General features: G+C 58.5%; 9 protein-coding genes and 1 pseudogene. 4 read left to right on the forward strand and 6 right to left on the reverse strand.

Annotated elements, in window-relative coordinates:
- Both VK574_RS09605 and VK574_RS09610 read right to left on the reverse strand, forming a co-directional pair.
- On the reverse strand, positions 1–539 hold a 539-nt coding region (locus VK574_RS09605; RefSeq protein WP_472799624.1), incomplete at its 3' end, for a cell division protein FtsA.
- A gap of 7 nt (positions 540–546) precedes the next feature.
- Positions 547–1,824, reverse strand: a complete 1,278-nt coding sequence (locus VK574_RS09610) for a cell division protein FtsQ/DivIB (RefSeq protein WP_472799625.1) — start codon at positions 1,822–1,824, stop codon at positions 547–549.
- 132 nt (positions 1,825–1,956) lie between these two features.
- On the opposite strand from VK574_RS09610, the gene VK574_RS09615 reads away from it, so the two are divergent.
- The gene (locus VK574_RS09615; RefSeq protein WP_472799626.1) at positions 1,957–2,976 is read left to right on the forward strand and encodes a cyanophycinase; all 1,020 of its coding nucleotides are present in this window, start codon (positions 1,957–1,959) and stop codon (positions 2,974–2,976) included.
- A gap of 132 nt (positions 2,977–3,108) precedes the next feature.
- Here VK574_RS09615 and VK574_RS09620 read toward each other — a convergent pair whose 3' ends face one another.
- Positions 3,109–4,539, reverse strand: a complete 1,431-nt coding sequence (locus VK574_RS09620) for a glycoside hydrolase family 30 protein (protein ID WP_472799627.1) — start codon at positions 4,537–4,539, stop codon at positions 3,109–3,111.
- A gap of 188 nt (positions 4,540–4,727) precedes the next feature.
- Here VK574_RS09620 and murC point away from each other — a divergent pair, with 188 nt between their 5' ends.
- The 3 genes from murC to VK574_RS09635 all read left to right on the forward strand — a co-directional run bounded on the left by murC (position 4,728) and on the right by VK574_RS09635 (position 8,151).
- On the forward strand, positions 4,728–6,098 hold the full coding sequence (gene murC, locus VK574_RS09625; protein ID WP_472799628.1) for a UDP-N-acetylmuramate--L-alanine ligase: 1,371 nt from the start codon (positions 4,728–4,730) through the stop codon (positions 6,096–6,098).
- Between the two features lie 784 nt (positions 6,099–6,882).
- The gene (locus VK574_RS09630; protein ID WP_472799629.1) at positions 6,883–7,458 is read left to right on the forward strand and encodes a YceI family protein; all 576 of its coding nucleotides are present in this window, start codon (positions 6,883–6,885) and stop codon (positions 7,456–7,458) included.
- A gap of 156 nt (positions 7,459–7,614) precedes the next feature.
- The gene (locus VK574_RS09635) at positions 7,615–8,151 is read left to right on the forward strand and encodes a MarR family winged helix-turn-helix transcriptional regulator (protein ID WP_472799630.1); all 537 of its coding nucleotides are present in this window, start codon (positions 7,615–7,617) and stop codon (positions 8,149–8,151) included.
- A gap of 134 nt (positions 8,152–8,285) precedes the next feature.
- On the opposite strand, the gene VK574_RS09640 is transcribed toward VK574_RS09635, so the two are convergent.
- From VK574_RS09640 to VK574_RS09650, 3 genes and pseudogenes are all read right to left on the reverse strand, one after another.
- Positions 8,286–9,032 (reverse strand): response regulator transcription factor, encoded by a 747-nt coding sequence (locus tag VK574_RS09640; RefSeq protein ID WP_472799631.1) that lies wholly within the window; start codon positions 9,030–9,032, stop codon positions 8,286–8,288.
- Positions 9,033–9,064: 32 nt separating this feature from the next.
- The gene (locus VK574_RS09645; protein ID WP_472799632.1) at positions 9,065–9,433 is read right to left on the reverse strand and encodes a PilZ domain-containing protein; all 369 of its coding nucleotides are present in this window, start codon (positions 9,431–9,433) and stop codon (positions 9,065–9,067) included.
- 164 nt (positions 9,434–9,597) lie between these two features.
- Positions 9,598–10,373: pseudogene (locus tag VK574_RS09650) on the reverse strand (hypothetical protein); the annotation flags it as partial.

Raw genomic sequence — 10,373 nt, forward strand, 5'->3', positions numbered from 1 at the left:
AGTCCGGCACGGTTGGCGCAGGTAACCGTGCTTTGCAACGCGCTGCCAGAACACGTGGCGATGTGCAGATCGACTTCGAGGCGCGCCCCGACCATCCCAACCGGATCGAAGATGCCGGGCTGATCGTCGAGGATGAACTGACGGGGGAGCAGGTGCAGGATCTCGCGATCCGGAGGGCGCTCGACGGCGCGGGCACGCTCCACAGCGGCGCGCACGTCTTCGCGCGTTATTTCGCGCATCCGGCTGCCCAGGTCCAGTCCGCCGTTGGTGTTGAGCCCGCGAATATGTGGACCTCCGACTCCCACGACGCATTGGTCGATGTTGGCCCGTGCAGTCCACTCAGCTTGCTCGTTCGCCTGCTTCACGACCTTTGCTGCCGGTCCAAGTTCGGAGATGAGCCCCTTGCGCATGCCGGTGGATTCGACCAGTCCGTGGCCGCGATATCGAAGAGCACCTTCATTCACGTCAGCCGCCAGTACGCGAGTCCAGGCACTGCCCACGTCCAGCACCACGATCAGATTGTCCTGCTTCTCGTTCATCTGTCTCTCACTGGACGGTGGCATTCGTGGTCGGGCGCGGCTTTGCAGTCGGCTTCGCTGTCTTTTTCACTGCGTGCTTTGGATCGGGGTGTTTCTTCTTTGCGCCTTTACCTTTGAGGGCGTTTGTCCGTGCAGACGGTTTGGCCGGTGCGTGGGCCTTGGCGGTTTTGGCTGCACCGGCGTGCTTCGGCACGAGAGGCTTCAGCCTGTCAGCCTTGACATCCGATTTTCCGGGATCTGGTTTGGGCGCCTCTACTGACCCGCCCGCAACCTCGCTCGGATCCAACTTTGCCGGCGTCGCGTGTGTGCCGCCTGTCATCTGCAGCACGACTTGCTGTTCGTAGCGAAGGTCGACTTCGGCAAGCTTGGGATACTGCTGGCGCCACTCTGCGATGTGAGCCTTATAGCGCTGGAAGCGCTCAAGAAAGTGGTCGGAGCCAAAATGTGCCAGGATGTCCGTTCCCTGTGCGGGCATCAGCACGCGCGCATCTTCAGGATCGGACAGGTCGATTTCGGAGATCTGGTCAGACTGATGCTGCCCGTTGGAGTCCAACTCGCTGACGAGATGCTGATACACCTCCATGCGGGCACGCCGGGAAGCGATGGCGTCGCGGCTGTCGATTCCCGTGACGACCGGAAACGAGTAATGATGCTGCGCCATCATCGCCGGCGGCTCGACAAGCAACACGCCGTTGGCATCGACGAGGCCGACTTGCGAACCCTGGCGAAGAAATGCAACAGGCTTGCGCTCAATGACCGAAATGCGGATCTGATCGGGCAAGATGCGCATGACCGTTGCGTGTTCGATCCAGGGAATCTGCTCGAGCTGCCTGCGGCGTTCGGCGAGGGGCACGAAGAATATATTGCGGCCGATGTCCTCTCCGAAAATTGGCAGCAGCTCAGCACGGCTTACCTGGGATAGCCCGGTGGCCTGGATATTGCTGGTGCCTCCAATGCGGAAGCGCGCATCATGCTCAAGAAAGTTGCGGAGGGCGTAGGCGGAAACAGCAGAGACAGTCAGAACCGCGACCACCCCGGTTAAGAAGAATACTCGGCCGAACGTGGTGGCCGGCCGCCACCAGGGGCGAGTGGGTTCGTCGCCAAACTTGCGCGGTTTGCTGCGGGTGCGAGGACCGTCGTCGTCCCCATCGTCCATGGAAATCGGCATGCCGGGGAGGCTGCGGCCTTTAACGGGCACGGCAGGCTGTGCGCGGCGAAAGCGCGGCTCTGCGGGCGCTTCCTCTTCCCAGACGAGGGACCGGGTTTTATTGTCACGTTGTGCCACGCCAGCGCCAGTTGATCGGGAGAATCGCCAAAGTCAACTATAGCCCGCGCGCGGCTGGCTTTTCCCCGCATGGAACCGAGGGGGAACCCGTAGCGTAACGGGCGGCATCGCAGCTTAAAATAAGCTACCTAGATGAAGCATTTGCGAATCATGGGTCTGGGCATTTTGCTGGCGGCGAGCGGGCTACTCGCGAAGCCGCAGTCGCCTGCGTATCGATATATTCGCGCCGGTGAGCGGGCCGACATCAAGGCTGAGTCCCGGCCGGGGTTCGCGTTGATGGGAGGCGGCACGGATCTCGACGAGGCGTTCAAGTTCCTCTGTGACCGCGCCGGCGGTGGAGATTTCCTGGTGCTGCGCGCGACCGGCGACGACGAATACAACTTCTACCTGCGCGGCCTTTGCCGCCTGAATTCCGTAGCCACGTTGATCATTCCCGATCGCGATGCAGCAGCGAATTCCTTTGTCGTGGATGCGATCAAACGTGCCAGCGCCATCTTCATTGCCGGCGGTGACCAAGCGAATTACATTAACTTCTGGATGAACACGCCGGTTCAGACGGCGTTGAACGATGCGATCCGGCGGGGAGTGCCAATCGGGGGCACCAGCGCGGGGCTCGCTGTGATGGGTGAATTCATCTACACCGCGCAAGGTGACAAGCCGGATGATCCTAACCTCGACGGGAAGACAGCACTAGCAGACCCGTACAGCGCGCGCATCACCCTGACGAGCGGATTTCTGAACATCCCGATTCTTAAGAACGTCATCACCGACACGCACTTCGCACGCCGCGACCGTATGGGCCGGCTGCTGGTGTTTCTGGCTCGACTCAACGAGCCGGATGGGAAGCTCGTAGAGCCCGATGCGCCCAAGATTCGTGGAATCGGCGTCCAGGAACGAGCCGCGATTCTGCTGGAGCCAGATGGAAAAGCGCATGTCGTTGGATATGGCGCTGCTTACTTTATTGACGCCGACCGCGGATCGGGCGCGATGCAGACGCACAAACTACCTACTTTCGGTCCTTTCACCGTGCAGAAGGTTTTGCCCGGATCGGACTTCTACATCAGGTCGTGGGCGGGTGATGGGATCACGTATAAACTTTCGGTCGAGAACGGAAAGATTCGGTCTTCGCAAACGGCGAATGAGATTTACTGAAACGCGCTCGTTGGTTGGAGCGCGCACGGGGTGGTGCCAAGGTCCGTGCTATCCCACCCATGACGCGATGAAACTGCGTCATGAATGGGGCACCCACTTTCGGTTCTTCAAGGTAATCAGTCGCCGGAATTCCTAGGACCATTCCAGCGTGTGCACTGAATCCGCGGGAAGGCCGACATCGAGTGCTTTTGCGCCCATCAGCAATTGCACCCGCTTCTCCGCTCCCTTGTTGGCCAGCACAACGACATAATTGCCATCAGGATTGCGGAAGCCCGCGTGCGATAGCTCTGATCCAACTCCGGTATCACCGAGTGCATTCGTTGCGAAAACCTTTGCGCCGCGCTTGATGTGCTGCGAGTAGTGAGCGAAAGCCCAGTACTGGCCGCTGCGAGTGATCTTGTGCGAGGCATTGTCGATGGTGATGACGCCGCCACAGGAGAAGGGACCGATATCCGGCTTGCCTTTTTCGTCGAGCGCAATGTTCCACGCTGTAATGCAACGGGCCCAGTTGTTAAGGATGCTGTTGAACTGATCGGCCCACTTTGTGAAGTCCGTCTGGTAGTCGGGCTGGTTGATGTCAGGGCCACCTTCGGTCCAATACGCATGTTTCGCGGGGAATGCGTCGTGCACGCGCGTCATCGCGGTTGGTTCGCCCACGTAGCCGTGCCAGGCGATACCGTCGACCGCATCGTAGACTGAGGGATCGCTGAGTTCGTCGATCGCACGTCCCCACAGGCTGTAATTGTGATCGAGGAGCCATATCTTCGTGCCGAATCCTGCTTTGCGCAGTGAAGGCGCGAGGAAGCGTGCCGCGAATTCCATCTCCTGCTCCTGCGCCCAGAGACAGGCGGACATGTGGCCTTCCTGCTCGGCGTCAGTCTCGTTCTGGATGGTTACGGCTGCGATGTCGACGCCCTCGGCTTTATAGGCTTCGAGAAACTTGATGAAATAGTTCGCGTAGGGGCCGAAACTGAGCTTGCGCATGGCTCCGCCAATCATGGAGTTGTTTGGCTTCATCCATCCGGGAGGGCTCCATGGCGATGAGAACAAAAACATATCGGGATTCTGTTTGCGTGCCTCACGCAGGATCGGAAGGTAGAACTCCTTGTCGTGATCGATGGAGAACTTCTTCAGTTCAGGATCGGGCTCGTTGCTCTCGTCGTAGCTGTACATCTTGGTTGCGTAATCGCTGGAGCCGATGCACGTGCGGTTGACGTTCAGCGCCATGGCATCGGGCGCGAACAGATCGCGCATGACGGGCGCGCGCTCGGCATCCGAAAGGCGGCTGAGCACGTAGGCGGAGGACTCGGTGATGGCTGCGCCGAAGCCGAGGATCTCCTGTTTGGCCGCGCCTGTATCCAACTGAATCGCATTCGCGGCAAGCTGCTTTGCCGGTTTCCATTCAAGCGGCTCGATCGCGGTGTGGCGGCGGTCGCGGAAGGTTCCCCATACGTTAACCTTGCCCGGCTCGGCGGCCCATGCGGGAGTTCTCCGCGTAACAGCAAGCGCCGCGGCGGTGGCGGAGGCAGCCTTTAAAAAATCCCTGCGCGAATGGTGGATCATTGTGAACTCCTTGGCCAAGACAATCGTCGGTCGGCGGAATGATAGCACGCGAAGCGTCTTATCAAACGTTTGAGCGGGCACCTGCGTGAGTTTGCTCTGCCCGGCTCTGGACTCCTGCTCCGTCGGCAGATAACTTGCGGACGCTGCCGATGATGCCCCTGTGCTGGTAACCTGAAACTTCGCCCGCAATGTTTGTCACCGCACAGCACGCGCACTTCATCGGAATCGGCGGCATCGGCATGAGCGGTATTGCCGAGATCCTGCTCAACATGGGCTTTCGGGTCTCCGGCTCCGATCTGCGGCGCGGTGCTGTTACGGATCGCCTTGCTCAACTCGGCGCAACCATCTATGAGGGGCACAACGGGCAAAACGTCACCGGCGCTACGGTGGTGGTTACCAGTTCTGCGGTATCGCCCAGTAATCCTGAAGTCGTCGCCGCGCGCTCCCTGAAGATTCCTGTGATTCAGCGCGCCGAGATGCTGGCCGAGCTGATGCGCCTGAAATACGGCATCGCCATCGCCGGCATGCATGGCAAGACGACCACGACATCGATGGTGGCATCGGTGCTCGCTGCAGGCGATCTCGATCCTACAGTTGTTGTTGGCGGCCGCGTCGACGCGCTTGGCTCCAACGCGAAACTCGGTACCACGCAATATCTCGTTGCCGAGGCCGACGAAAGCGATCGATCCTTTCTCAAACTTCCGCCCATCCTCGCCGTTGTCACCAATCTCGATCGCGAGCACATGGACTGCTACCGCGACATGGATGACGTGGAGCATGCCTTCCTCGCTTTCATGGACAAGGTTCCTTTCTACGGCGCTGTCACCGCGTGTATCGACAACCCGGCGCTTGCTGCGATCCTGCCGCGCGTGCATCGGCGCGTCTTCACGTATGGCACGTCGCCAGAGGCCGACTATCGGCTCGAATTACTTCCCGCGTGGCCCGAGTGTTTTTCGCACTTCGAGGTAGCCACACCCGCAGGCGTCGTCGGCCCGTTCCAGTTGCACGTGCCGGGGCGGCACAACGCGCTCAATGCTACGGCCGCAGTGGCGATCGCTCATCAACTCGGCATCGCTACGGAAAAGATTGCTGCCGGGATCTTCAGTTTCCATGGGGTCGATCGCCGTTTTCAGATTCGTGGGCAGGCACGGGGCGTTACCGTGATCGACGACTACGGCCACCACCCTACCGAAATCCGCGCTACTTTGGCCGCCGCCCGCGAGTTCTCAAAGGGCCGCGTTCACGTCGTCTTTCAACCGCACCGGTACACGCGCACGCGTGACTTGCTCGACGAATTCGGTGCCGCTTTCACGGATGCCGACTCCGTGTTCGTTCTTCCCATCTATGCTGCCAGTGAAGAACCGCTCCCCGGAATCACGGCGGAACTGCTGACTTCGAAGATCACTTCTCCCCACGCGCAATACGCGCCCGACTTCAATGCTGCGGTTGCCGCAGTCGCGGGTACGGCTCGCACGGGCGACATGGTCCTGACGCTTGGCGCCGGCAGCGTAAGCCAGCTTGGCCCGCAGATCCTGGCGGAGCTAGAATCTGGGCGATAGTCGGGCTGGCTGTGGGAACCTCTACCCCTCCCCCCTCCCCCCCCCATCTCCGGAAGGAAAGTCTCCCCTTTCCAGCGATTTACCAACGATGAATGGCTGTAAAATGTTCTACCGATTTGACTTAGATCGCAGAGTCTTCTCAGCAATGGACTTGCAGACTTTTTGCAGGTTGTTTGTATACTCTCAAGTTAATAGCTACGAAGTACCCTTGATTTTCGCCAGGAGTACAGAGCTAACTCTCTGTGTGGATGATGTTTAGGTCATTTTCAATCGTGGTTTTTTGGCTCTTTTTGGCACGTTTTGGCGCGTTATGGACCTCATTTAGGCACATTCGGCAGAATGTGAATCTGTGGTGAGCGCCGTGTCGGGTGGTCGAGGCTGGCTGCATAGATACAGCGTAGGCTAACCGGCGAAATAACCTGCAAAATTGGGCAGACATTTTGGCGTTTGTTATGAGCAAGTTAGGCGGCGACCGAGGGTGGAAAGACTTGACAACGAAACAGGAGCGGAAATGCCCGCGGCAACATCCCTCGCGCCGGGTTGGCGGCCTCGACTGATTTCGGCCTCTCTGGACTTTGTAGAATTCAAAAAATATTTGTTGCAACGAATATTCGACTTGGCGCGTCCATTAAGAATCACGGTTCCAACTGCGCCATGGCAGCAAGGTGGCGTGAATCCAGCACAGTCAGAAAGTATGTGGCCGAGATCGATCTACCGGCCGTCTTCCCGACTCTCCAGAAGCTTCCATCCATCGAGCATGAAAAACGAAAGGACAAGAAACGACATGAAACGTTTGGCAATGATACTCGGCATTCTGGCGACGGCTGTTCCCATGGCTGTGGCTCAAACATCCACGTGGGTTCCGGACAAGGCGCACAGTGAGGTCGACTTCAGCATTCTGCACATGAGCCTGTCGAAGGTGCACGGGCGGTTCGGCAACCTTGGCGGCCAGATTGTGTGGGACGCTGCGGACGTCACCAAGTCCACAGTGACCATGACGATCGACGTAACGACGATAGATACGGGAGTGGCGCCACGGGACACCGATCTGAAGAGCGCCGGCTTGTTTGACGTGGCACAGTTTCCGACTGCGACTTTCACGAGCACGAGCGTCGCGAAGACGGCGAATGGCCTGACGGTCAACGGCAACCTGACGCTGCACGGTGTTACGAAGCCGGTGGTTCTGCAGGTGGAGGGTCCGACGGGGCCTGCTGCAGGAATGGGTGGCAAGATGCATGCCGGATTTTCGGCGACAACGACAATCAGCAGGACCGCGTTCGGAATTGGAACGAAGTATCCGGCAGCGGTGCTGGGAGATGATGTTCAATTGAACATCGAGCTGGATGTCGCAAAGCAGTAGTGGGTGTCTCCGAAGCTGGTAAGACCTGGAAGTGCGGAAAGCAGATTCTTCGCTTACCACCCCCGAACTGACAAACGTTCGGGGCCCCGTGCGCTCAGAATAACATCGCTAGTTTTTGTTGAGAGTGACACTGGGAGCAGGTTTACAGGAACAGAAATGGCTGGATTGAAGAGCGAAATCGCGCAGGAACGCCCGTTTTCAAGCGACGAAGAAGAGGCACTGCTGAATGTGCTGCGAACTTCGGACTGCTTGCAGCGGGTGTTTCAGCGCAGGACGCGCGACTGGGGTGTCACGTCGACCCAGTACAACGTGCTGCGAATTCTGCGCGGAGCCGGCTCCCAGGGTTTGACATGCTCGGCGATCGGCGATCGAATGATCACCGCCGAGCCCGACATCACGCGACTGCTGGCGCGCCTGAAGGCGATGAAGCTGATCAGGCAGCAGCGCGATAAACAGGACCGGCGCGTGGTTTGGACGCATATCTCCGGGGCGGGTCTCGAATTGCTGGGCAAGATGGACTCGGTGATTGAGCAGATTCCGCGCGACCTGCTGGGGCACCTGGATCGAAGGGATCTGAGTGAGTTGATAAGGCTTCTGGAACTGGCGCGCAAGAACTGCGGTGATGGGCAGTCGCCGGCTAGTTGCGAAGGTGTGTCGTGCGATGGGGCGGCAGCGGCAAAGGAAAGCCGCTAGTGTGGCGTGGAGGACGAACAGTAGATTCTTCGCTCACCACCACTCAGAATGACAGCGCCTATTTCTATTTGCAAATACGAAAGGCGCTGCATTGAGCAGCGCCGCTTGGAATTTTGAAACTGAATTGAGTGGTATCAGCGGGCAACGATCTTCTGTGCAACCACGACTTCGTCGGCATCGGACTTGATGATCTTGTTGTGCAGACAGTAGAGAGCGAGCTCGAGCCGGTCAGAGACGCCCAGCTTGTCGTAGATCTTGCGCAGATAGTTCTTGATGACCTGCTCGGTGGTTCCGAGTTGGAAGGCGATTTCCTTATTGCGCTTGCCTTGCGTGATGCAGGTAATGATCGCCGTCTCCTTGGGAGAAAGACGCGGTTGAGTGCGGGGGCTAACCAACGCAGCGGCCTGGGCGCGATATGCATCGATGACCCAGTTCACGGCCTGGTTGTCGATCCAGGTTTCGCCGGTGGCGATGCGGCGCACGCAGCGAACCAGCAGGTCGGGCGAGATGGAACGGGAGATGATGCCGCGAACGCCGCGACGATAGAGATCCACCGTCTGGCTTTCGTCGTTGGTAATGGCTTGCACGATGAGCTTGACATCGGGCGCAATGCGGAGGACGTCGGGAATGGCGGTGGGGGCCCCGGTAAGGAGACCACCTTCAATCAGGACCACGTCAGCCGGTTGGCGTTCGAGTGCCAGGCGGAGGTTTTCGAGGGAGTCGGCTTGCGCCACGACTCGAATATCGTCTTCGAGCGCGAAGATTTTGCGAATTCCGACCCGGTAGATGGCCTGAGAGTCCGCAAGGATAATGCGGATCGTACCCGGCTTCACGGGTGAGTCGAGAATCTCGCCATCAGGTGTTTCGTCGAGAAGTTCCATAGGTGGCTGCTACCGCCGTCAATTCAGGACGCTTACTGCTCCACGAAATGATACTCATCGATCGTCGCAGCAGCCTGATAGTGACTTTGGCTTATGGAGCAGCGTACCACACGTCCACGACAGTGAACTAACACATCTTGGGGAGTCCCGAGCACACTTCCGGGCATCCGGAGATGGAAATCGAGTTCCTCGCCGACGCTAATAGGCGCGTTAAGTTCAAGCAGGACACCGTTGGCGGAAACGTTGCGCGTGACCGCAGGTTGGTCATGCTGTTTGTCGTCAGCCATCTCCACCGGCAAGGAGAGCGGGAATCGGACGGCGCACCGTACTTCTTTTAGAAAATTGCCGCGTCCAGTCTTGCTCATTTCCTCGGATGGGTTCGTTTTGGAGATCTCCATCATGCGATTTCCTTTTCCGGCGGATACGTTCACTGTTGAATGTATACAACTTCTGCTGTAGAACCTAGAGCACGAAAGTTTAAAAGTAGTAATCGGCTAGGTAACTCCACCAGGGGAACAGGGCAACAGTATGCCTGCAGAGGGTACCAGAAAACACCCCACTTCGCTCAGATATAAAAAGCCGCTGAACCACCAACCCAACGCTGATTCTTATTGTGATCGACGCCCATCATCTTTCCCCGTCCCAAGCGGACAAGGGACAAGGCCGGAGTGAGTTCGCCGCCATCGGGCCACATATATAGGATACGGATTTCAGCCTGAGTCGTTCCGAATGGGGTTTCAATGGTGGGTTCGAAGCGCATGCGCTGCTGGAGGAGATATGAGTCGCGCTCTTCTTGCGCTATGGCTTCGAGCCTGATCTGCGAGGGCTCGAATTCAATTCCCTTCCCGGCGAAGGAGAACAGCGGCTTGAGCAGCAATTCGTTGTAAACGCGCGATGCCAAATTGCCGTCCGGCAGCGGTACGCCGGAGGCGGCAAGGAAATCCCTTCCCGGGCCGGCGAGAAAGTCGTTGAGAAAAACCGCTGGCGGCACAACGGGAAATTGCCCGGAGCGGGCAAGCCAGGGGATCGAAAACTTGCTGATCAGGAAATACCAGTTGGGGTGGCCGGCCCACTCCACTTCCCATGGAGCCGCAAGCTCGAAGGGGAGGCGGATCTGGCGGGCAATCAGCTCGTCGGCAATGGCGCGATTGTAGATACGGTGAATCGGCCTTAGACGGCCGACCGCATCGCGGTAGTGCAACTTGTTGCCGATCGGCTCGATCGAGGTGATGTCGACCAGCGGAATGCCCAGATGCTGCGATGTCAGGTGAAAGTCAGAGAACGTCTTCTGATGGAGAGGGTCTATCTCGGTGAGGACGACCTCTTCGGGCTTGTAGTTGC

Source organism: Occallatibacter sp. (assembly GCF_035317045.1).
GTDB lineage: Bacteria > Acidobacteriota > Terriglobia > Terriglobales > Acidobacteriaceae > Telmatobacter.

Coding starts and splice junctions, on each gene's coding strand:
- VK574_RS09640 (WP_472799631.1), bottom strand. CDS start 9,032: ATGGAACTTCTCGACGAAACACCTGATGGCGAGATTCTCGACTCACCC.
- VK574_RS09615 (WP_472799626.1), top strand. CDS start 1,957: ATGAAGCATTTGCGAATCATGGGTCTGGGCATTTTGCTGGCGGCGAGC.
- VK574_RS09645 (WP_472799632.1), bottom strand. CDS start 9,433: ATGATGGAGATCTCCAAAACGAACCCATCCGAGGAAATGAGCAAGACT.
- VK574_RS09620 (WP_472799627.1), bottom strand. CDS start 4,539: ATGATCCACCATTCGCGCAGGGATTTTTTAAAGGCTGCCTCCGCCACC.
- VK574_RS09630 (WP_472799629.1), top strand. CDS start 6,883: ATGAAACGTTTGGCAATGATACTCGGCATTCTGGCGACGGCTGTTCCC.
- murC (WP_472799628.1), top strand. CDS start 4,728: ATGTTTGTCACCGCACAGCACGCGCACTTCATCGGAATCGGCGGCATC.
- VK574_RS09635 (WP_472799630.1), top strand. CDS start 7,615: ATGGCTGGATTGAAGAGCGAAATCGCGCAGGAACGCCCGTTTTCAAGC.